Annotated in this window: 19 protein-coding genes; 5 read left to right on the top strand and 14 right to left on the bottom strand. The window is 72.9% G+C overall.

Translation table 11 applies throughout. The features are described 5' to 3' along the window. Positions 1–32: 32 nt before the first annotated feature. Together ACWCPF_RS09545 and ACWCPF_RS09540 are read left to right on the top strand one after the other, a co-directional pair. Positions 33–992 (top strand): heavy metal transporter, encoded by a 960-nt coding sequence (locus tag ACWCPF_RS09545; RefSeq protein WP_451044414.1) that lies wholly within the window; start codon positions 33–35, stop codon positions 990–992. Between the two features lie 314 nt (positions 993–1,306). Then, complete coding sequence (locus tag ACWCPF_RS09540) at positions 1,307–1,756, top strand: ATP-binding protein (protein WP_451044413.1); 450 nt, start codon at positions 1,307–1,309, stop codon at positions 1,754–1,756. Positions 1,757–1,990: 234 nt separating this feature from the next. On the opposite strand, the gene ACWCPF_RS09535 is transcribed toward ACWCPF_RS09540, so the two are convergent. Both ACWCPF_RS09535 and fdxA read right to left on the bottom strand, forming a co-directional pair. Next, entirely contained in the window at positions 1,991–3,091 is a 1,101-nt protein-coding gene (locus ACWCPF_RS09535; RefSeq protein ID WP_451044412.1) for a bifunctional succinyldiaminopimelate transaminase/glutamate-prephenate aminotransferase, read from the bottom strand. A 113-nt stretch (positions 3,092–3,204) separates the two neighbouring features. After that, positions 3,205–3,525 carry a ferredoxin gene (gene fdxA / locus ACWCPF_RS09530; protein ID WP_007495984.1) on the bottom strand — a complete coding sequence of 107 codons (321 nt, stop codon included), beginning with the start codon at positions 3,523–3,525 and terminating at the stop codon, positions 3,205–3,207. A gap of 140 nt (positions 3,526–3,665) precedes the next feature. On the opposite strand from fdxA, the gene ACWCPF_RS09525 reads away from it, so the two are divergent. Both ACWCPF_RS09525 and ACWCPF_RS09520 read left to right on the top strand, forming a co-directional pair. Next, positions 3,666–4,697 (top strand): GNAT family N-acetyltransferase, encoded by a 1,032-nt coding sequence (locus ACWCPF_RS09525; RefSeq protein ID WP_451044576.1) that lies wholly within the window; start codon positions 3,666–3,668, stop codon positions 4,695–4,697. Further along, entirely contained in the window at positions 4,694–5,539 is an 846-nt protein-coding gene (locus ACWCPF_RS09520) for a transglutaminase family protein (protein ID WP_451044411.1), read from the top strand. The genes ACWCPF_RS09525 and ACWCPF_RS09520 overlap by 4 nt, the downstream gene beginning before the upstream one ends. Before the next feature lie 685 nt (positions 5,540–6,224). Here ACWCPF_RS09520 and ACWCPF_RS09515 read toward each other — a convergent pair. The 8 genes from ACWCPF_RS09515 to ACWCPF_RS09480 form a co-directional block, all read right to left on the bottom strand. After that, positions 6,225–6,842 (bottom strand): response regulator, encoded by a 618-nt coding sequence (locus ACWCPF_RS09515; RefSeq protein ID WP_451044410.1) that lies wholly within the window; start codon positions 6,840–6,842, stop codon positions 6,225–6,227. Further along, positions 6,839–8,005 (bottom strand): sensor histidine kinase, encoded by a 1,167-nt coding sequence (locus tag ACWCPF_RS09510; RefSeq protein ID WP_451044409.1) that lies wholly within the window; start codon positions 8,003–8,005, stop codon positions 6,839–6,841. The genes ACWCPF_RS09515 and ACWCPF_RS09510 overlap by 4 nt, the downstream gene beginning before the upstream one ends. Continuing rightward, positions 8,002–8,742 carry an ABC transporter permease gene (locus ACWCPF_RS09505; protein ID WP_451044408.1) on the bottom strand — a complete coding sequence of 247 codons (741 nt, stop codon included), beginning with the start codon at positions 8,740–8,742 and terminating at the stop codon, positions 8,002–8,004. Before ACWCPF_RS09505 ends, ACWCPF_RS09510 begins: the two co-directional genes overlap by 4 nt. Beyond that, positions 8,739–9,659, bottom strand: coding sequence for an ABC transporter ATP-binding protein (locus ACWCPF_RS09500; protein WP_451044407.1), 921 nt, complete (start codon positions 9,657–9,659; stop codon positions 8,739–8,741). The genes ACWCPF_RS09505 and ACWCPF_RS09500 overlap by 4 nt, the downstream gene beginning before the upstream one ends. 110 nt (positions 9,660–9,769) lie before the next feature. Further along, positions 9,770–12,310: a hypothetical protein gene (locus ACWCPF_RS09495; protein ID WP_451044406.1), complete on the bottom strand. Its 2,541-nt coding sequence runs from the start codon at positions 12,308–12,310 to the stop codon at positions 9,770–9,772. A 154-nt stretch (positions 12,311–12,464) separates the two neighbouring features. Next, complete coding sequence (locus tag ACWCPF_RS09490) at positions 12,465–12,875, bottom strand: DUF6113 family protein (protein ID WP_451044405.1); 411 nt, start codon at positions 12,873–12,875, stop codon at positions 12,465–12,467. Then, the gene (gene mshB, locus ACWCPF_RS09485; RefSeq protein WP_451044404.1) at positions 12,875–13,786 is read right to left on the bottom strand and encodes an N-acetyl-1-D-myo-inositol-2-amino-2-deoxy-alpha-D-glucopyranoside deacetylase; all 912 of its coding nucleotides are present in this window, start codon (positions 13,784–13,786) and stop codon (positions 12,875–12,877) included. The genes ACWCPF_RS09490 and mshB overlap by 1 nt, the downstream gene beginning before the upstream one ends. 28 nt (positions 13,787–13,814) lie before the next feature. Further along, the gene (locus ACWCPF_RS09480; protein ID WP_451044403.1) at positions 13,815–14,009 is read right to left on the bottom strand and encodes a hypothetical protein; all 195 of its coding nucleotides are present in this window, start codon (positions 14,007–14,009) and stop codon (positions 13,815–13,817) included. 180 nt (positions 14,010–14,189) lie between these two features. On the opposite strand from ACWCPF_RS09480, the gene ACWCPF_RS09475 reads away from it, so the two are divergent. After that, positions 14,190–16,328 carry a prolyl oligopeptidase family serine peptidase gene (locus tag ACWCPF_RS09475; RefSeq protein ID WP_451044402.1) on the top strand — a complete coding sequence of 713 codons (2,139 nt, stop codon included), beginning with the start codon at positions 14,190–14,192 and terminating at the stop codon, positions 16,326–16,328. Between the two features lie 276 nt (positions 16,329–16,604). Here the strand turns inward: ACWCPF_RS09475 and ACWCPF_RS09470 are convergent, their stop codons facing one another. From ACWCPF_RS09470 to ACWCPF_RS09455, 4 genes are all read right to left on the bottom strand, one after another. After that, positions 16,605–17,699: an ABC transporter ATP-binding protein gene (locus ACWCPF_RS09470; RefSeq protein ID WP_451044401.1), complete on the bottom strand. Its 1,095-nt coding sequence runs from the start codon at positions 17,697–17,699 to the stop codon at positions 16,605–16,607. After that, the gene (locus tag ACWCPF_RS09465; protein ID WP_451044400.1) at positions 17,692–18,699 is read right to left on the bottom strand and encodes an ABC transporter ATP-binding protein; all 1,008 of its coding nucleotides are present in this window, start codon (positions 18,697–18,699) and stop codon (positions 17,692–17,694) included. Before ACWCPF_RS09465 ends, ACWCPF_RS09470 begins: the two co-directional genes overlap by 8 nt. A 207-nt stretch (positions 18,700–18,906) precedes the next feature. Beyond that, on the bottom strand, positions 18,907–19,971 hold the full coding sequence (locus tag ACWCPF_RS09460; protein ID WP_451044399.1) for an ABC transporter permease: 1,065 nt from the start codon (positions 19,969–19,971) through the stop codon (positions 18,907–18,909). Continuing rightward, positions 19,964–20,887 (bottom strand): ABC transporter permease, encoded by a 924-nt coding sequence (locus tag ACWCPF_RS09455; protein ID WP_451044398.1) that lies wholly within the window; start codon positions 20,885–20,887, stop codon positions 19,964–19,966. The genes ACWCPF_RS09460 and ACWCPF_RS09455 overlap by 8 nt, the downstream gene beginning before the upstream one ends. Position 20,888 lies beyond the last annotated feature (1 nt).

Here is a 20,888-nt window from a genome sequence, read left to right as displayed (position 1 = left end):
TACTCCTCAGTAGTCTCCAGTACGTTGTACGCGTGCCGAAGCAGTCCCCCTCTTCCAAGCGCCGCGGCCGCCTCCTCCGTTTCGGGGCGGCCTGCGTGGTCCTGTCCGCCCTCGCGGGCTATGTCGTGGTGCAGTACGTCGCCGGTGGCACGGGAGATCCGGGCTGCAGAGTCGTTTCCGGCGACGGCACCGGGAAGACGTACGAGTTCACGCCGGAGCAGGCGGTGAACGCGGCCACGATCGCCGCCGTCGGCACCGACCGGGCGATGCCCGAGCGGGCCGTCGCCATCGCGCTCGCGACCTCCCTCCAGGAGTCGGCGCTGCGCAACCTCACGCACGGCGACCGGGACTCGCTCGGGCTGTTCCAGCAGCGGCCCTCGCAGGGCTGGGGCACCGTGAAACAGGTCACGGACCCCGCATACTCGGCGAACATCTTCTACGAGCACCTCGCCAAGATCGACGACTACGCCGAACTCCCGCTCACGGTCGCCGCGCAGCGTGTGCAGCGCAGCGGCTACCCGGAGGCGTACGCCAAGCACGAGGCGGACGCCACCGCGCTGGCCGCCGCGCTCACCGGGACCTCGGCGGCCGCGCTGACCTGCGACGGCCGCTCGGAACCCACGACGACCACCGGCCCGGCCGCGGTGCAGGCGGCGCTGGCCCGGGACTTCGGCCGGGTCGCCGACGAGAAGACCGACAAGGACACGGCCCCGCCGGCCGCCCAGAGCGGCGGGCGGACCGTGACGCTGCCGGTGACCGAGGACACCACCGCCGACGGACGCAGCGTCGGCGAGCGCGGCTGGCAGCTGGCGCACTGGGCGGTGGCCAACGCCACGGCGCTGCGCATCGAGCGCGTCTCCTACGCCGGCCGGGTGTGGATCTCCGGGAACAGCGGCAGCCAGTGGCGGGCGACCGGTTCGACCAACGCGGAGGCCGTCGGCGGCTCGGCGGTCGGCGGCGGCGACAGCGTGCGGATCCTCACCGCGCAGTAATCCGAGGCGTCGACCGCGCAGCAGTGCGGGTCTTCACCCGGGCGGGTCATGTGCGGGGCGGCCGGGCGGCCGGGTGCTCAGGTTTTCGCGCCGTCACCCTCGTATCCGGGCGGACCCTTGCGAACAAAGGGCTGCGGGGGTTTGACGGACTTTCACATCGGGACACTTTTGCCCGTTTTTATCCACAGCCGATAATGCGACGCATTGCCAACTCTTTACGTCGGCCGTGCGCAACCTTCGCGGGCTTCGAGCGGTAGTCACTGCGTCCGGGCCCGGACAGACAGTCCTTAGTTCTCTCCCGTCGAAGGAGCACCATGTCCCTCCCCCTGACCCGCCGGATCGCCCGTGCCGCGCTGCTCGTCGCTGCAGGAGCGGCCGCCGGGGTCGGTGCGGCCGGCTCCGCCGGTGCGGCCACCGGCCTTCCCGCCGCTCCGAGCCTGGGCGGTCTGACCGCCCTGGACGCGGCGGGCGTCGGCAACACGGTCGACGGCGCGGCGCAGAACGTCACCGGCCTCGCGGGTGAGACCGGCGGCAAGGCCGTCAAGCAGGCGGTGCCGACCGCGGGCAAGACCGGCGGCAAGGCGGTGAAGAAGGCCGCGCCCGCGGCGCAGAAGACGGCCGGCGAGGCGGCGGGCTCCGCCGGGGACGTCCTCGGGGACACCGCGTCGACCGCCACGAAGGGCGGGCTGCCGACGGACTCACTCACCAAGGGCGGGCTGCCGGGCGCGGAGACCCTGCCGGTCAAGGGCCTGCCCCTCGGCTGAGCCACGCCCACAGCAGCACAAGCGCACAGAGCGGCGGGGCCCGGGGATCTCCCCGGGCCCCGCCGCACCATGTGCGGGCGCGGACTGAGCGCTCCGCTGGAAGTGCCGCGAGGTGCCGTCATTGCGCTGCGGCGCCGTCGTGGCCGGTCGCTCCCGCGCGGCGGAGCCGCATATGTCAGCGCCCCGCGCCCTTTCAGGGCGCTGCCGAACCGCCGCCGACCTTGCCCGCCCCGCTCAGCGCGCCAGGCGCTCGACCGCCGCCGCCACCCGCTCGTCCGTCGCCGTCAGGGCCACGCGGACGAAGGTGTCGCCGGCCTCGCCGTAGAAGTCGCCCGGGGCCACCAGGATGCCTCGGTCGGCCAGGTGGGCGACCGTCGTCCAGCAGGACTCGTCCCTCGTGGCCCAGAGGTAGAGGCTGGCCTCGCTGTGCTCGATGCGGAAGCCGTGGGACACGAGCGCCTCGCGCAGGAGCGCGCGGCGGGCCGCGTAGCGTTCGCGCTGCTCGCGGACGTGGGCGTCGTCGCCCAGCGCCGCGACGACCGCCGCCTGGGTGGGCGCGGACGTCATCATGCCGCCGTGCTTGCGGATCTCCAGCAGCGGGCCCAGGACGGCCGGGTCGCCCGCCAGGAAGGCCGCCCGGTAGCCGGCCAGGTTCGAGCGCTTCGACAGGGAGTGCACCGAGACGATGCCCTCGTACGAGCCGCCGTTGACCTCCGGGTGCAGGACCGAGACCGGGTCGGCCTCCCAGCCCAGTTCCAGGTAGCACTCGTCGGAGAACAGCAGCACGCCGTGCTCGCGGGCCCACGCGACGGTCCGGGTCAGCTCCGCCTTCGACAGGACCCGGCCCGTCGGGTTGGACGGGGAGTTCAGCCACAGGAGCTTGAGGTTCGTGGGGTCCAGGGCCGTCGGGTCGTCGTAGACCTCGTGCTCGGCGCGGGCCAGGCGCGCGCCCACCTCGTACGTCGGGTACGCCAGGCGCGGGTAGGCCACCTTGTCGCCGGGGCCGAGGCCCAGCTGGGTCGGGAGCCAGGCCACGAGTTCCTTGGAGCCGACGATCGGCAGGACGTGCCGGTGGGTGACCTCGCGGGCCCCCAGGCGGCGCTCCAGCCAGCCGGTGATCGCGTCGCGCAGCGCCGGGGTGCCCCAGACGGTCGGGTAGCCCGGGGAGTCCGCCGCGTCGATCAGCGCCTTCTGGATCAGCTCGGGGACCGGGTCGACCGGGGTGCCGACGGAGAGGTCGACGATGCCGTCCGGGTGCGCTGCTGCCGTCTTCTTGTACGGCTCCAGTTTGTCCCAGGGGAAGGCGGGGAGACGGTCGGAGACTGCGGAGGACACGGTGACTGGCTCACTTTCGTACGTACGGCAAACGCCTCGGTCCCGTACGGCGATCAAGGGCGATCAGGCCGTACGGGACCGAGGCGGCACGGGGTGCGGACCGCTGATGCGGATTACTCGGCCTGCGGCGGCAGCGCGGCGACGAAGGGGTGGTCGCGCTCGATCAGACCCAGCTTGCTCGCGCCGCCGGGGGAGCCGAGCTCGTCGAAGAACTCGACGTTCGCCTTGTAGTAGTCCTTCCACTCCTCCGGAGTGTCGTCCTCGTAGAAGATCGCCTCGACCGGGCAGACCGGCTCACAGGCGCCGCAGTCGACGCATTCGTCCGGATGGATGTACAAGGACCGCTGGCCCTCGTAGATGCAGTCGACCGGGCACTCCTCGATGCACGCCTTGTCCTTGACGTCGACACAAGGCTGCGCGATGACGTAGGTCACGCTGTCGTTCCTCCTCGATAGGGCGCTGGCGGGCCTCCTCAGGCTCCGCCGCCTGGCGCGCGGGAGCGCGGCGTCGTCGATGCCCGCCCCTAGTATCTCCGTTCTTGGGCATGATCCGAACAGGAGGGGTGAACAGACCTGTGGAAATCTCGGCCGCCGGACGCCTCGAGGTCCGTATCACCAGTGCTGACGTGGGCAAACGTGTCTCGGTGCGCCGCTTGAGCGACCCTGGGGACACCGGGGGGAAATTCACCGACACGGTGGGTGTTCTCACATCATGGGACGACGGTGTGCTCGCGATCACACGGAAGAGCGGCGAGAGCGTCCGCATTGACGAGTCCTCGCTGGTCGCCGGGAAGGTCGTGCCGGCCGCCCCGGCCCGCCGTCGGGGCCCTGCCGCCTCCTACGAGGAGCTCGCCCGGGTGGCCGCACGGGGCTGGCCGCCGGTGGAGAGCGAGCGGCTCGGCGAGTGGGAGCTGCGGGCCGCCGGCGGGTACACGCGCCGGGCCAACTCGGTGCTGCCGCTCGGCGCGCCGGGGGTCCCGCTCGACGAGGCCCTGGACGTCGTGCGGCGCTGGTACGGCGCGCGCGGGCTGCCCGCCTATGTGCAGACGGCGACGGGGGCCGAGGGCGCGCAGGAACCGCTGTGCGCGGAGCTGGAGCGGCGGGGGTGGGTGCGGGAGGTGACGGCCGAGCTGTGGGTCGGGGCGCTGGCGCCGGTCGCCGATCTGGCGGAGGCTGAGACTGAGGCTGGGGCTGAGGCCGCGGGCGTGGTGTTGGCCCGGGAGGCCGACGCGGCGTGGCTGGATCGGTATCAGCGCAAGGGGGTGAGCGAGGTGGCCCTGAAGGTGCTGGGCGGAGGGCCGTCGGTCTGGTTCGCCTCCGTGCCCGGACCGGAGGGCGGGGCTCCGGCCGCCATCGGACGGTGTGTCGTGGACGGGCGGTGGGCCGGGTTCGGGGCCGTCGAGGTCGATCCGGCGCAGCGGCGCAGGGGGCTCGGCACGGCCGTGATGGCGGCGCTGGCCCGGCGGGCGCTGGCGGAGGGCGCGTCGGCGGCCTGGCTGCAGGTGGAGGAGGAGAACGCGGGGGCGCGGGCGCTGTACGCGGGGATGGGCTTCGCGGCGCATCACGCGTACCACCACTATCGCGGGCCGTCGGTGGAGCTACGTTGAGCGGCTTCGAGGGCGGCGAGGCGGTACGGCGGTTCGGCGCGGAGGTGCGGGCCGAGCGGCCCGATCTGTCGCTGCTGTGTCTGCTGATCGGCGCCGAGGCGGACGCCGAGCTGGACGAGGCCGGGCTGGACGCCGCGCAGATCGAGCTGGACCGGCTGGCGGGGCAGCTGCCGTACCGGCCGTCGGGCGGGCCGCGGGCGTGGGCCGTGGCGCTGCGGGACCTGCTCGGCGAGGGGTACGGGTTCCGCGGGTCGGCGGCGGACTACGACCGGCTGGAGTCGTCGCTGCTGCATCTGGTGCTGAGGCGGCGGCGGGGGCTGCCGATCCTGCTGTCGGTGGTGTGGGTGGAGGTGGCGCGGCGGGCCGGGGCGCCGGTGTACGGGGTCGCGCTGCCGGGGCACTTCGTGGTGGGGTTCGGCCCGCCCGCGGACCCGGAGCGGCAGGTGCTGGTCGACCCCTTCGACGGGGGGCGGCTGCTGACGGGCGAGGACACCCGGTCGCTGGTGGTCGGGGCCACGGGCGCGCCGCTGGAGGCGTCGATGCTGACGCCGGCCGATCCGCTGGACGTCGTCGTGCGGATCCTGAACAACATCCGGGCGTGGGCGGCGGCCCGGCCGGAGCGGTCCGATGTCGCCCTGTGGGCGGTGGAGTTGGGGCTGATGATTCCCTCGCACCCGGCCCGGTTGCGGTACGAGCGGGGGCAGTTGCTGGTGCGGCGGGGCGATTTCCTGGGCGGGGCCGCGGAGTTGGAGGACTACGCGGACCTGGTGGAGGTCGTGGACGAGGGCACCGCGGAACGGGTACGAAAAGAGGCCTTCGCCGCACGGGCAATGCTGAACTGAGCGACCTGACTACAGGGCTGAGCCCGGCCGCGGGGCTGAGCACAGTCGCGGGGCGGAGCCCGGCCGCGGGGCCGAGCGCAGTCGCGGAGCCGAGCACAGCCGCGGGACGGAGCCCGGCCGCGGAGTCGAGCACAGCTGCGTGGCTGAGCCCGGCCGCAGGACGGAGCCCGGCCGCAGGGCCGAGCGCAGTCGCGGGGCCGAGCCCGGCCAGAGGGCGGCGCCCGGCCGCGGAGCCGAGCACAGCTGCGCGGCTGAGCCCGGCCGCAGGACGGAGCCCGGCCGCGGGGCTGAGCGCAGTCGCAGGGCTGAGCCCAACCGCAGGGCTGAGCGCAGTCGCAGGGCTGAGCCCGGCCGCGGGGCCGAGCCCGGCCGCGGGGCTGAGCGCAGTCGCGGGGCTGAGCGCAGTCGCGGGGCGACGCCCGGCCAAGGGGCGGCGCCCAGCCACGGGACGGGCACGGCCGCAGGACGGAGCGCAGCCGCGGGGCTGACCCCAGCCGCAGGGCGGAGCACAGCCACGGGACAGAGCACAGCCGCTGGGCTGACCCCGGGCGCGGGGCGGAGCCCGGGCGCGGGGCGGAGCCCGGCCGCGGGGCGGAGCCCGGCCGCGGGGCGGAGCCCGGCCGCGGGGCGGAGCCCGGCCGCGGGGCGGAGCCCGGCCGCGGGGCGGAGCCCGGGTGTGGGGGCGTTACAGCCAGCCCTTGTCTCTGGCTGTCCGTACCGCCTCCGCGCGGTTGCGGACCGCCAGTTTCTGGATCGCCGTGGAGAGGTAGTTGCGGACCGTGCCCTGGGACAGGTGCAGGGCCGTCGCGAGTTCCGCGTTGGTCGAGCCGTCGGCCGCCGCGCGCAGGACCTCCCGCTCGCGGTCGGTCAGCGGGTTGGCGCCCTCGGCGAGGGCCGCGGCGGCGAGCGTGGGGTCGATGACCCGCTCGCCCGCCAGGACCTTGCGGACCGCCTGCGCGAGTTGGGCCGCGGGGGCGTCCTTGACGAGGAAGGCGTCGGCGCCGGCCTCCATGGCGCTGCGCAGATAGCCCGGGCGGCCGAAGGTGGTGAGGACGACCAGCTTCAACCGCGGGAGCTCCCGGTGGAGTCGGGCCGCCGCCTCGATGCCCGTCGCGCCCGGCATCTCGATGTCGAGGAGGGCCACGTCGACGTCGTGGGCGTGGGCCGCGGCGAGGACCTCGTCGCCGCGGGCCACCTGGGCGACGACCTCGATGTCGTCCTCCAGGCCGAGCAGGGCCGCCAGGGCCTCGCGGACCATCGACTGGTCCTCGGCCAGCAGGACCTTGATCGTGCGACCACTCATGGGCGGGATCCTATGTCCGGCGCCGGACCGGCCGGGACCCGGGCGGTCAGCCGGAAGCCCCGCTTGTCGCCGCCCGCCTCCAGGGTCCCGCCGGCCTTCGCCAGGCGTTCGGTGAGGCCGGTGAGGCCGTTGCCGGGGCCCGTGCCGGAGCCGCCGACGCCGTCGTCCTGGACGGAGAGTTCGAGGACGGGGCCGTCGAGGGTCTGGCGGCGCACGAGGTCCACCGTGCAGCGGTCGGCGCCGCTGTGCCGGACGACGTTGGTGATCGCCTCGCGCAGCGCCCAGGCCAGCGCGGACTCGCTCTCCTCGGGGACGCCGTCCAGGTCCGGTTCGGCGGGGATCGCGACGGCGATGCCGGCCGCCGTCGACGCGACCTGCGCACCGGCGAGTTCGGAGGCGAGGCGGGGGCGGCGGTAGCCGGTGACGGCCGCGCGGACGTCGACCAGCGCCTGCCGGCTGACCTGCTCGATGTCGGCGACCTGCTGGGCGGCCTTGTCGGGGTGGTCGGGGAGCATCCGGCCGGCCAGCTCGCTCTTGAGGGTGATCAGGGAAAGCGAGTGGCCGAGGAGGTCGTGCAGATCCCGGGCCAGGCGCAGGCGCTCCTCGTTGGCGGCGAGCTGGGCGACCGTGGCGCGCGCCTCCCGCAACTCGATCGTCGTGCGCACCAGGCGTCGAACGCCCGCCATGGCGGCGCCGCCGAGCAGGGCCGGGATGAGGAGCGAGGCCAGGTAGGAGTGGCCGCCGGGGAGCGTCAGGGCGACGGCTGTCATCAGGGCCGCCGTGGCAGGGATCGTCCAGCGGGCCATGCGCCCCGGCAGGGCGGCGCCGGACGCGGTGGACACGTACACGAACAGGACCAGCCACTCGCGGCCCAGGGTGAGGGCCAGGACCGTCGACTGGGCCGCGAGGACCGCGAGGGAGCCCGCGACCACGCGGGTCGTCTCGCCGCGGCCGGTGCGGAAGACCAGGGCCCCGTACCAGACGACGAAGGCCACCAGGCCCAGCCAGCCGAGGAACCGAACGCCCGCGCTGTGGCCGCCGTGGAGGAGGTCGCTGACCGGTGCGCCCAGGTAGACCAGCCAGATGCCGATCCACAGGGACTTCACCACCCGCGCCCTGCGGGTCGTGGGGCGTTGCCCGATGCCGATGCCGACGCCGCTCACGCCTTCAGCGTGTCCTTCCGGTACAGCCAGGCCGCGCCGCCCGTGAACAGGACGAAGAAGACGGCCAGGACGACGATGTCCTGCGCCTGCGGGGCCCGGCTCTGCTCGATCGCCTGCCCCAGGGCAGCGTACGCGTGCGTGGGCACCCACTTCGCGATGTCCTGCAGCCAGGTCGGGAAGGTCGTCGTCGGCATCCACAGGCCGCCGAGGATCGACAGGCCGAAGTAGGTGATCATCGCGATCGGGCGGACCGCGTCCCCGCTCGCGAGGTAGCCGATCGCCACGCCGAGGGCCGCGAAGACCAGGCTGCCGGCCCAGATCGCGCCGGTGAGCGCGAGCCACTGCCAGGCGTCCAGCCGGACGTCCTTCACGGCCGCGGCGACCACGAAGACGACGACGATGGAGGGCAGGCTGACCACCGCGGCGCTCGCCGTCTTCGCCAGGACATAGCCGCGCCCCGGCAGGGTCGTCAGGCGCAGCTGGCGCACCCAGCCGCTCTGGCGCTCCTTCGCTATCCGCTCGCTGTTGCCCATCAGGACGGCCGTGAGGGCGCCGAAGGAGGCCATCGACACCATCATGTAGGTCGGCAGGGTCAGGCCCGTGCCGTCGACCTTCTCCGTGCCGTCGGCGCTGCCCGCGATGAGCAGGAACAGCACCGCCGGGTAGATCACCGAGAAGAACAGGAACTTGCGGTTGCGCAGGGCGCGGGTGAGCTCCAGCTTGATCAGGCCGTTCACTTCGACTTCGCCTCCTCGGCGGTGGTGAGGGCGACGAAGGCCTGTTCCAGGCCGAGCCCGGCGACCTCGAGGTTGCGGGGGTAGAGGCCGAGGCCGTAGAGCGCGTGGACGGTGGCGTCGGCGTCGGTGGACTGGATGCGGACGGTGCGGCCCGACACGTCGAGGGCGGTGAGGAACGGCAGGGCGCGCAGGGCGGGCTCGTCCATCCCGTCCATCCCGTCCGCCAGGTCGAAGGCGATCCGGCGCGCCCCCGCCTTGGCCTTGATCTCGGCGGCCGTGCCGTCGGCCAGCAGCCGGCCGCGGTGCAGGACCAGCACCCGGTCGGCGATCGCGTCGGCCTCTTCGAGGTAGTGGGTGGCGAACAGGACCGTGCGGCCCTGGTCGGCCTGCTCGCGCATGGTGGCCCAGAACGCCTGCCGGGTGGTGACGTCCATGCCGGTGGTGGGTTCGTCCAGGACGATCAGGTCGCTGTCGCCGGCGGTGGCCAGGGCGAACCGGACGCGCTGGGCCTGGCCGCCGGAGAGCTTGTCGACCTTGCGGTCGGCGATCTGGGTGACGCCCGCGCGGGCCAGCACGTCGGCGGGCCGGTACGGCCTCGGGTGCAGGGCGCAGGCGAGCCGGACGAGTTCGGCGACCGTCACCTCGTCCATCAGGCCGCCGCTCTGCAGCATCGCGCCGACCCGCCCGCCGACGATCGCCTCGCGCGGGGTGGCGCCGAAGAGGCGGACGGCGCCGCTGTCGGGCTGCTTGAGGCCGAGCAGCAGGTCGAGGGCGGTCGACTTGCCGGCGCCGTTGGGCCCGAGCAGCGCCACGGTCTCCCCCGGGCGCAGGGCCAGGGTCAGGCCGTCCACGGCCCGTACGTCCCCGAAGCTCTTGGTCACCTGGTCGAACCCGACCACCGGTGCTGTCGTCGTCATGACACCAATGGTCGTCCCGGGGACCCGGCCGACGGCAGTGTCGGCCGTCCCCGGTGCCGCATGACAGATGTCATGCGGCATCGCCCTGGAGGGCACTTCCAGCGGAGCGTCTAGCTGGGGTCGGTGTCGATGGTCCCGGTCCGGTCCGACTTGCTGAGCAGGGCCGGGCGCAGCGCGCTGATGACGTCCTGGACGGTGACGGCGGTCTTCTGGCCGGTGCCGCGGGTGATCAGGACGCCGTCGAAGGCCTTGCCGTAGAGCTCCTTCAGGGCCGCCTGGTCGTAGCTCTCCACGAGCTTGCCGTCGATGGCCTTGACGCCGAGGAACTTCCACAGCGAGTTCTTCGGGCTCATCAGCACGGAGTGCGCCGCGTCGACCTCGACCGTGACCCGGTCGGACATCGCCGGTTCGGCGAACTCCTTCATCATCCGGTCGACCTCGGCGTCGGTGATCGTCGGCTGCTTGGCCGTGGTCGGGACCTTGACCGCGGTGGTCGTGCCCGTCTCGACCTGGGCGCGGTAGGCCGCCACGACGGAGTCGGCGGCCTTCGCCGCGTCGATGCCCTTGCCCGCCTTGCCGTAGACGGCGACGGCCTTGTCGGACTCGAACTTGATGGTGCCCTCGGTGACCGAGCCGGAGCCGCCCGCGGCGGTCTTCAGGGCCGCCTGGAGCTTCTCCTCGTCGACGGGCATCGCGGGCTCGACCTCACGGTGCTGCCCGAACAGCGAGCTGATCACGGAGACCGGGTTGTAGTCGCTCTTGGCGGCGGCGTCGACCGTGGCCTGCAGGTCGAACTGCAGGCCCGCCTGGTCCGGCTTGAGGGTGACGGTGGCGCCGTCGACGGACAGCTTCAGCGGTGTGACGGCCCGCTTCTCGAAGGCGTCGTCGAGCTTCTTGACGGCGTCGTCGCGGGTGCCGCCGCCGATCTCCACGCCGAGCACGGTGGTGCCCTTGGGCACGTCGGAGTGGTTCATCAGCAGGCCGGCCCCGTAGAGGCCGATCCCCGCGACGACCACCAGGCCGCCCAGCAGGGGGGCCTTGCTGCGGCCCTTCTTCTTTTTCGGCTTCTTCGCCTTCTTGGAGTCGCCCGCGGGCGCGCTCGGCCTGACCTGCTCCGAACCGTGCGGCGGGGTGCCCGGCCCGTCGGTGCGTGCGGGGCCCGGCGGGAAGGATCCGCCCGGCCCGGGCTGGCCGCCGGTGGGCACGACGGGGATGCCGCTGGTGACGGTGTGCCCGGAGACGTTGTCGGCGGGCCGCCCGCCGTAGCCGCCCGGGCCCGGTTCGGGGACGTGCTTCTGCGGGGTGAGGATCGCGGTGTCGTCGCTCAGTCCGCCGCCGGGGAGGCGACCGGTGCCGGGGGCGGCGCCGGGGCCGGCCGGGGCGCCGGGCGGGCGGGTCGCGGCGGGGGCGCCGGCCATCGGGGGCACCATCGGGCCGTCGCCGGTGACCGGGCCGCCGGTCGGGCCCGCGGGGCCGCCCTGGGGGCCGCCTCGGCCGGGCGGGGTGCTGGGCCCGTCCGGACCGTTGAAGTCGTAGGAGCCGCCGAAGGCGCGCGGGCCGTTCGGACCGCTCTGCCCCTGCGGGCCGCCGGCCTGCCCGTTCGGGCCGTACTGACCGCTCTGGCCGCTCTGGCCGTTCTGACCCGGCCGGCCGTTCTGGCCGTTGTCGGAGAAGTACGGCAGGTTGTCGCGCCGCGGTTCGGCGGGGCCGCCGCCCTGAGCCTGGCCCTGGCCCTGGCCCTGGCCCTGACCCTGTCCCTGAACCTGGCCCGGGCCTTGACCCTGACGACCCCGACCCTGACGGCCCTGACCCGGGCCCTGGCCCGGACCGGGGCCCTGGCCCGGCGCCTGGCCCGGGCGGGGGCCGTTGCCGAGCGGGCCCGCGGCGAGTGCCTCGGTCACGTCGAAGGAGCCGGTACCGCCGCCGTGCCCGGGAGCCACGGGGCCTCCGGTGGCGCCGCCGGGGAGCCCCGCGCCGTTGGTGCCGCCGGGGCGGGAACCGCCCGACAGGCTCATGGAGCCGACCACGCCACCGGGACGCCCGGCGCCCGGCCGTGCGCCGCCGGGCGCGCCGCTACCGGACCCGGTACCGGACCCGGCCGCGGTTCCGGCCGCCGGGCCGCCCGCGGGCGGCGTGCCCGCACCGGCGGCGGAACCGCCGGGGATTCCGGCCCCGTTGGTGGAGCCGCCGCCCTGACCGCCCTTGCCCGCCGGGGACTTGCGCGGCGCGAACCAGTCGCTCTTCTTCTCGTCCGAGGAGGGCACGGGTTCGCCGGGCAGCCGGAACGAGCCGGTCTCCGACGAGTCCGAGCCGACGGCGCCCGCAGCTGCCGGCGGCGACGCGTCGGCGCCGGTGTCGGCTTGGGGGGGGCCGCCGGGGCCGGGGCTGTCGTCGCCCGTGCTCTCGGCGTCGGCCACGGGGGTGCGTACGACGACCGGCGGAATGGGCCGCGAACCCGGGATGTTGATGCGGATCCGGGTCGTCAGCGTGGTCTCGGTGGTCTTGCGCTCCTCCGGCCGCGCGGCCGAACGGCCCGCGTCCGTACCGCCGTCGGACACCACGGGGGTGCCGTACGGCGGCGTGCCCGAGGGGTAGGCGGCTCCGCCGCGCCCGTTGGGCCCGGAGGACGGACTGTCAGTTTCACGACTCAAGGCAGGTTCTCCAGGTTGGCTCCGCCGCCCGCCACGGCCTCACGGGCAGCTCGGCGGCGCGCACCACCATACTGGCCACTTCTGGCCCGTATCCCACGACCGTCAGGGAAACCCACACGGGACTCCCACCGGTGCGCCAGGGTGAAGTGGTACGTCACTTGCCAAGTCGGACGTCATGGCCGACCGGTTGCCGCCTCAAACCAATGGTGGCGCAGATCACAGCAAGTGCCATGCCGCCGAGCAGAAAGAGGTAGGAGCCGCCTCCCGCGCCGAACAGGAAGTCGCCCTCGGGACGGCCCGCGGTGCTCAGGATGACGGCGATCATCCAGCCGCCGGCGGGCGCGACGGCCCCGGCGCGGGTGTCGAGGGCCCGCGCCCCGCCGATGAACAGCCCGGCCGCGCCGGCGAGCGCGAGGAGCAGTCCGCCGGGGAACCAGCCGGCCTGGACGAGCGCTCCGGCGAGTCCGGTGACCGCGCCGAGCAGCAGCAGCACCCCGTAGGCGACGGCCCGTCCGACGGGGGGCATCCGGAGCGGCTGGGCGAGCATCGAGCCACGGTCGGACATCAGGCCACCTCCGCGGCGTCGCCCGGGCCGCCGACACCGGCGAACAGGTCGGTCACCCTCTTTCCAGCCGGCTCGCCGGGTTCTCCGCGCTCTTCGCGTTCTCCGCGGACGAGTTCGTAGTACTCGGCGGTGAAGAGGGGCTGGGCGAGTTCGTTCGACAGGGCGAAGGACCGCTCGTCGGGGGCGACCTCGATCTGGGTGGCGTGCGCGCGCATCGCCGCCGCCTTGGCGCCCGCGTACGCGGCGGTGGCGTCGATCTCGGCGGTGACGCGGTCGTCGTCCACGACGCCCGGCACGTCGGAGACGGCGGCGCTCTCGGCGAAGGGCAGCCGTGGAAGCTCTTCACGGAGGCGCGCAAAGGCGGCTTCGGCGACGGAGCGCGGGACGCGGTTCCAGTACACCTTGGGGATGCGCCACCCGGCGCTCTCGGCGAGCTCCACGGCCCGCATGGCGACGCGGTGGGCCTGGATGTGGTCGGGGTGGCCGTAGCCGCCGTGCTCGTCGTAGGTGACGAGCACCTGGGGCCGCACCTCCAGGATCACCTCGACCAGGGACGCGGCGGCTTCGTCGACGTCGGCCTGCCAGAAGCAGGCGGGGTCGTCGTTGTCGGGGATGCCCATCATCCCGGAGTCTCCGTAGCGGCCGGCGCCGCCGAGCAGGCGGAAGTCCCGTACGCCGAGTTCGGCCATGGCGGCGGCGAGTTCCCGCCGCCGGCACTCGCCCAGCGCGGCGCCGGTCAGCTGCCGCAGCTCGGGCGGGATGACCTCGCCGCGCTCGCCGAGGGTGCACGTGACCAGGGTCACATGAGCGCCCTCGGCCGCATACCTGGCCATGGTCGCGCCGTTGTTGATCGACTCGTCGTCCGGGTGCGCATGCACCAGCAACAGACGCCGGCCGGGCAGTTCCGTCATGGGGCCACCCTACGAGGCGGCCCACCCGTCAGAACTTGAGGCTGCCGATCACGTCCGCCACGCTCGTGGTGAGATCGTTGATCGTGGGCGCGATCGTCGAGGACGCCAGATAGAAACCGAGCAGGATGCAGACGACAGCGTGACCGCCCTTCAGTCCTGACTTCTTGATCAACAAGAAGACGATGATCGCCAGCAGCACCACCGCCGAAATCGAGAGTGCCACGGCGGCTCACCTCCAAGAACCCGGGAACGTGGGGGCAAAAACAGAGCGAGGTAACTTGTAAATCCATACAACTGCCAGCAGGTTCATACCCACAGTGCGCTAGTGATCATAACTATGAGTACGTGCGCATCTCTCGGCGCACGGCCGCACAAGGGGGCGCATGGCCAATATGGTCGGCCCATGACGACCGAGTCCGACTCCTTCCCCCGCAGGCACGCCCGCACCCAGCGCTTCACCCTCGGCGCGCCGCGTTCGTTCACGGTGGCGCCCGACAGCTCCCGGGTCGTGTTCCTGCGCTCAGGCTCCGGCACGGACCGCGCGGGCGCGCTGTGGGTCCTCGACCCGGCGGACGGCACGGAGCGCCTGGCCGCCGACCCCCTCGCGCTGCTCGGGGGCGCCGCGGAGGACCTCTCCCCGGCGGAACGGGCGCGCCGCGAACGCAGTCGCGAGGGCGGCGCCGGGATCGTCGGCTACGCCACCGACGAGGCCGTCGAGCTGGCGTCTTTCGCCTTGTCAGGGCGGCTTTTCACGGCCGAGCTGCGGGCCGGGACGGCCGCCGAACTGCCGGTCCCCGGACCGGTCGTCGACCCCCGCCCCTCCCCCGACGGCCGGCTCGTCGCGTACGTCGCCGCAGGCGCCCTGCGGATGGTCGGCGCCGAGGGTGCGGACGACCGGGCGGTCGCGGAACCGGAATCGGAGTCGGTTTCCTATGGATTGGCCGAGTTCATCGCGGCCGAGGAGATGGGCCGCTCGCGCGGGTTCTGGTGGGCGCCGGAGTCGGATCGGCTGCTCGTGGCGCGGGTGGACGACACGCCCGTGGAGCGGTGGTGGATCTCTGATCCTGCGCAGCCGAAACGTGACCCACAACACGTGCCTTATCCGGCTGCCGGGACGCCCAACGCGGAGGTCCGGCTGTTCCTGTTCGGGCTCGACGGGGTGCGCACGGAGGTCGTCTGGGACCGGGCGCGCTACCCGTATCTGGCACGAGTGCACTGGTCAGGGGCGGGTGCGCCGCTGCTGCTCGTACAGGCGCGCGATCAGCGCAGTCAGCTGTACCTGGCCGTGGACACCGACTCCGGGACGACCCGGATGGTGCACGCGGACGAAGATCGGATTTGGCTGGATCTTTTCCCTGGAGTGCCGTGCTGGAGCCCCTCCGGACAGCTGGTCCGGATCGCCGACGAGGGCGGCGCGCGGGTCCTCGCGGTCGGCGAACGTCCGCTGACCGGAGCCCAGTTGCAGGTGCGGGCGGTGCTGGACGTCACGGCCGACGACGTGCTGGTCTCCGCCTCGGCCGGGGAGGACGCGGCGGCGCCGGAAATCGGCGAGGTGCATGTCTACCGCGTCAACGAACTGGGCGTCGAGCGCCTCTCCGAGGAGCCCGGTGTGCACTCGGCGGTGCGCGCGGGGAACGTCACCGTTCTGGTGTCGGCGATGCCGGACCGGCCGGGCAGCGTGGCGCGGGTGCTGAAGGACGGGAAGCCCACGGGGATCGTCCGTTCCTATGCGCAGGATCCGGGCCTGTCCCCCCGCGTGCGGCTCATCGAAGGGGGCGCACGGCGCATCCCGTGCGCCGTGCTCATGCCTACGGACTACCCCGGTGACACCTCAGCCTCCTCGTCCGGCCCGCTCCTCCCCGTCCTGCTGGACCCCTACGGCGGTCCGCACGGGCCCCGGGTGCTCGCCGCACACAACGCCCATCTGACCTCGCAGTGGTTCGCCGACCAGGGCTTCGCGGTGGTCGTCGCCGACGGACGGGGCACCCCGGGCCGCTCGCCCGGCTGGGAGAAGGCGATCCACCAGGACTTCACGGTCAGCCTCGACGACCAGATCGACGCGCTCCAGGATCTGGCCGAGAGCCACCCCCTGGACCTCTCCCGGGTGGCGATCCGCGGCTGGTCCTTCGGCGGCTGGCTCGCGGCCCTCGCGGTGCTGCGCCGCCCCGACGTCTTCCACGCGGGCATCGCGGGCGCGCCGGTGACCGACTGGCGGCTCTACGACACCCACTACACCGAGCGGTACCTCGGCGACCCGGCCGCCTCCCCGGAGGCGTACGCGAAGAGCTCGCTCCTCACCGACGAGGGGCTCTCCGACCCCGCGGAGCCGCACCGCCCGCTGATGATCGTCCACGGGCTGGCCGACGACAACGTGGTCGTCGCCCACGCCCTGCGGCTGTCCTCGGCCCTGCTGTCCGCCGGCCGGCCGCACGAGGTGCTGCCGCTGTCGGGGGTCACCCACATGACCCCGCAGGAGCAGGTCGCGGAAAACCTGCTGCTGCTCCAGGTGGACTTCTTGCGTCGCGCTCTCCAACTGGGCTAAGCGCTCCGCGGGAAGTGCCGCGATGTGCCGTCGTTTGGCTGCGGCGCCGTCGCGGCTGGTCGCGCAGTTCCCCGCGCCCCTTGAGGGGCGCTGCCGAACCGCCGCCGACTTCGCCGGACCCGCTTAGGCACGGGCAACGGGCCGGGAGACATGGCGCTCCCGGCCCGTTTACGGCACCCGCACGGCCGTACGCTGTTCAGCCTCGCGCGTCCGTATATCGGAATCGGGTCAGCCAAGTTGCCTGCGTGTTAACGCGGTTGGGGTGCGTTTGATGTCTTATGACACTCCCTCACCATGATCGTCCTCCGGTGGGACCACCTGTTTCTCCTCCGCGAAGTGGCAGGCCGAGTCATGGGCCGCGGGTCCCGTCGCGAGCCGGAACTCCGCCGGGACGGCCAGCGCCGGCACCTCCTGAGCGCAGCGCTCCCGCGCCTTCCAGCAGCGGGTGCGGAAGCGGCAGCCGGAGGGGATGTTCGTCGGGGACGGGACGTCGCCCGCCAGGATGATCCGCTCCCGGCGCTCCCGCGCCTCCGGGTCCGGCACCGGGACCGCGGACAGCAGGGCCTGGGTGTACGGGTGGGTGGGGTGGTCGTAGATCTCGGCGTCCCGGCCGATCTCCACGATCCGTCCGAGGTACATGACCCCGACCCGGTCCGAGATGTGGCGGACGATCGAGAGGTCGTGGGCGATGAAGAGGTACGAGAGGTCGAACTCGCTCTGCAGGCGGTCCAGCAGGTTGATCACCTGGGCCTGGACCGACACGTCCAGCGCGGAGACCGGCTCGTCGGCGACGATCACCTCCGGGCGCAGGGCGAGGCCGCGGGCGATGCCGATGCGCTGGCGCTGGCCGCCGGAGAACTGGTGCGGGTAGCGGTTGATGTACTCGGGGTTGAGGCCGACGACGTCCAGGAGATCCTGGACCTTGCGGCGCCGGTCGCCCTTGGGGGCCACCTCGGGGTGGATCTCGTACGGCTCTCCGATGATGTCGCCGACGGTCATCCGGGGGTTGAGGGAGGTGTACGGGTCCTGGAACACCATCTGGATGTTGCGGCGGACCGCCCGCAGGGCCTTGCCCGACAGACGGGTCAGGTCCTCGCCCTTGTAACGGATCTCCCCCGCCGTCGGCTTCTCCAGGTTGACCAGCATCTTGGCGACCGTGGACTTGCCGCAGCCGGACTCCCCGACGATGCCGAGGGTCTCGCCGCGGTGGAGGGTGAAGTCGACCCCGTCGACGGCCTTCACCGCTCCGACCTGCTTCTTGAACAGGATGCCCTGGGTGAGCGGGTAGTGCTTGACCAGTCCGCTGACTTCGAGGATCGGCTCGGCGGCCGATGCTGCCGGGACGGCCGAGGCGGCCGAGGTGCTAGCCATGGAGGCACTCCCGCCAGAAGTGGCAGGCGCTCGTGCGTTCCGTCCGGTCCGTGCGGTCCGCGCCGGCCGCCGGCTCGTCGACCTCGAAGAGCGGGGGCTCGTCCGTGCGGCACACGTCCTGGGCCATCGGACAGCGCGGGTTGAAGGCGCAGCCCGGCGGGATGTGCATCAGGTTGGGCGGCAGGCCCTTGATGGCGTACAGCTCCTGGCCCTTCTGGTCCAGCCGCGGGATGGAGTCGAGCAGTCCGCGCGTGTACGGGTGGGCCGGGGCCTTGTAGATGTCGTGGACGGGGGCCGACTCGACGATCCGGCCCGCGTACATGACGGCGATGCGGTCGGCGACGTCGGCGACCACGCCGAGGTCGTGGGTGATGAGGATGAGCCCCATGCGGTACTCGCGCTGCAACTCCGCGAGCAGGTCCATGACCTGGGCCTGGACGGTGACGTCGAGGGCGGTGGTGGGTTCGTCGGCGATGATGAGCGCCGGTTCGAGCGCGAGCGCCATCGCGATCATGATGCGCTGGCGCATGCCGCCGGAGAACTGGTGCGGGTAGTCCTTGACCCGTTCGCGGGCGGCCGGGATGCGGACGTGGTCCATCAGCTCGACGGCCTTGGCCCGCGCTTCCTTGCGCGACATCCCGCGGTGCACGGTGAACATCTCGCCGAGCTGGTCGCCGACCGACAGCACGGGGTTCAGGGACGACAGGGCGTCCTGGAAGATCATCGCCATCTCGGCGCCCCGGACCTTCCTGCGCTCCTCCTCCTTGAGCTTCAGCAAATCCCGGCCCTGGAACAGGATCTCGCCGCCGGTGATCCGCCCGGGCGGCATGTCGAGGATGCCCATGACCGCCTGCGCGGTGACGGACTTCCCGGACCCGGACTCCCCGAGCACGGCGAGCGTCTCGCCCTCGTCCACGCCGTAGCTGACGCCGTTGACGGCCCGGGCGATCCCGTCCCGGGTACGGAACTCCACGTGCAGGTCCCGCACTTCGAGCAGCATCCGTCGTCACCTCAGCTTCGGGTCGAGGGCGGCGTCGCCCACCGGCATCGCCGAACACGCCCCCGCGCCGGGCACGGCGGCCGGCCGGGGGCCGGAGCCCTGCCTGGGCGTCCGCGGGACGGCCGGCCGGCAGCCGGTCCGCGGCCGCTGCCCGTACCGGGAGCGGAACCCCGCCCTCGCATCACGTACGTGCACTCGCATCCGTCGTCACCTCAGCTTCGGGTCGAGGGCGTCGCGGACCGCGTCGCCGAGCATGATGAAGGCCAGGACCGTGACGGCCAGGGCTCCTGAGGGCCAGAGCAGGGCGTGGGGGGCGTTGCGGATGTAGGGGGAGGCGGCGGAGATGTCGATGCCCCAGGAGACGGTGGGCGGCTTCAGGCCGACGCCGAGGTAGGACAGGGTCGCCTCCAGGGAGATGTAGGTGCCGAGCGCGATGGTCGCGACGACGATCACCGGGGCGACCGCGTTCGGGGTGATGTGGCGCAGCAGCATCCGGGAGTTGGAGGCGCCCAGGGCGCGGGCGGCCTGGACGTAGTCGTTCTGCTTGGCGGTGATCACCGAGCCGCGGGCGATGCGGGAGATCTGGGGCCAGCCGAGCAGCACCATGAACCCGATGACCGGCCAGACCGTATTGCTGGTCACCACGGAGAGGAGGACGAGTCCGCCGAGGACGACCGGGATGGCGAAGAAGATGTCGGTGATCCGGGACAGGACCGAGTCCCCCGACCCGCCGAAGAACCCGGCGAGACCGCCCAGCACGCTGCCGAGCAGGGCGACGCCGAGGGTGGCCAGGACGCCGACCGAGACGGACGTACGGGCGCCGTAGACGGTGCGGGTGTAGACGTCGCAGCCCTGGCCGTCGAAGCCGAAGGGGTGGCCGGGCTGGGAGCCCTCCTGGGCCTTGGCGAGGTTGCACTTGAGGGGGCTCTCCCAGGTGATGGCCCCGGGCCACAGCGAGATGAAGACCAGGAAGAGGATGACCAGGCCGGCGACGAGGAACACCGGGTTGCGGCGCAGGTCGCGCCAGGCGTCGGACCACAGGGAGCGGGGCTTCTCCGCGGGACCGGTGCCCAGCGCTCCGCCGGGAGCCCGTCCGCCGGAGGCGGCTGATGGAAGCGGCTCCAGTGTCTCGCCCTCCGCCGTCGCCAGGTCCATCGTGCCGCCCATGCCGGTGTCGGCGATGACGCCCTCCTCCGGCGTGCGGGCCGCGCCCTGCAGATGGTGCTCCCCGGGCTGCTCCCCGGGCGTCGGCTCACGCGTCGGCTCAGACATAGCGGATCCTCGGGTCGAGTACGGCGTACAGGAGGTCGACGAGCAGGTTGGCGACGAGGAAGACCAGGACCAGGACCGTGACGAAGCCGACGACCGTCTGGGTGTTCTGGCGCAGAATCCCCTGGTAGAGCTGGAAGCCGACGCCGTGGATGTTGAAGATCCGCTCGGTGACGATCGCGCCGCCCATCAGCGCCCCGATGTCGGTGCCGATGAAGGTGACCACCGGGATGAGCGAGTTGCGCAGCAGATGGCGGGTGACGACCCGGTGGCGGGGGAGCCCCTTGGCCACGGCCGTGCGGACGTAGTCGGAGCGTTTGTTCTCGGCGATGGAGGTGCGGGTCAGGCGGGTGACGTAGGCGAGGGAGACCGAGGCCAGCACCAGGCCGGGCACGATCAGCTCGCCGAAGGTGGCCTCCGAGGAGACCGACGGCTTGATCCAGCCCCACTCGACGCCGAGCAGCAGTTGCAGCAGCAAACCGGTGACGAAGGTGGGGACGGAGATGACGACGAGGGTGAGGAGCAGGACCCCGGTGTCGACGGGCCTCCCCCGGCGCAGGCCCGTGACCACGCCGAGGGTGATCCCGATGACGATCTCGAAGAGGATCGCGACGATCGTCAGCCGGATGGTGACCGGGAACGCCGAGGCCATCAGCTCGGTGACGGGCTGTCCGTTGAACGCCGTCCCGAAGTCTCCGGTGAAGACGTTCCCCATGTAGGTCAGGTACTGCTCCCAGACCGGCTTGTCGAGGCCGAACTCCTTCTCCAGCTGGGCGGCGGTGGCCGGATCGCACTGGCGGTCGCCGCACAGGCCCGCGACGGGGTCGCCCATCACGTTCACCATCAGGAAGATCAGCAGCGTGGCGCCGATGAACACGGGGATCATCTGGAGCAGCCGCCGGATCACATACCGGCCCATG

The organism is Streptomyces sp. NPDC001858 (assembly GCF_053594615.1).
This window is presented reverse-complemented; position numbering and strand designations above follow the sequence as displayed.

Bases quoted from the DNA above. Each gene is read 5' to 3' on its own strand.
- ACWCPF_RS09500 (WP_451044407.1), bottom strand. From the start codon at position 9,659: ATGACGACGACAGCACCGGTGGTCGGGTTCGACCAGGTGACCAAGAGC.
- mshB (WP_451044404.1), bottom strand. From the start codon at position 13,786: ATGACGGAACTGCCCGGCCGGCGTCTGTTGCTGGTGCATGCGCACCCG.
- ACWCPF_RS09455 (WP_451044398.1), bottom strand. From the start codon at position 20,887: ATGGGCCGGTATGTGATCCGGCGGCTGCTCCAGATGATCCCCGTGTTC.
- ACWCPF_RS09465 (WP_451044400.1), bottom strand. From the start codon at position 18,699: ATGCTGCTCGAAGTGCGGGACCTGCACGTGGAGTTCCGTACCCGGGAC.
- ACWCPF_RS09490 (WP_451044405.1), bottom strand. From the start codon at position 12,875: ATGTCCGACCGTGGCTCGATGCTCGCCCAGCCGCTCCGGATGCCCCCC.
- ACWCPF_RS09460 (WP_451044399.1), bottom strand. From the start codon at position 19,971: ATGTCTGAGCCGACGCGTGAGCCGACGCCCGGGGAGCAGCCCGGGGAG.
- ACWCPF_RS09540 (WP_451044413.1), top strand. From the start codon at position 1,307: ATGTCCCTCCCCCTGACCCGCCGGATCGCCCGTGCCGCGCTGCTCGTC.
- ACWCPF_RS09475 (WP_451044402.1), top strand. From the start codon at position 14,190: ATGACGACCGAGTCCGACTCCTTCCCCCGCAGGCACGCCCGCACCCAG.
- ACWCPF_RS09470 (WP_451044401.1), bottom strand. From the start codon at position 17,699: ATGGCTAGCACCTCGGCCGCCTCGGCCGTCCCGGCAGCATCGGCCGCC.
- ACWCPF_RS09515 (WP_451044410.1), bottom strand. From the start codon at position 6,842: ATGAGTGGTCGCACGATCAAGGTCCTGCTGGCCGAGGACCAGTCGATG.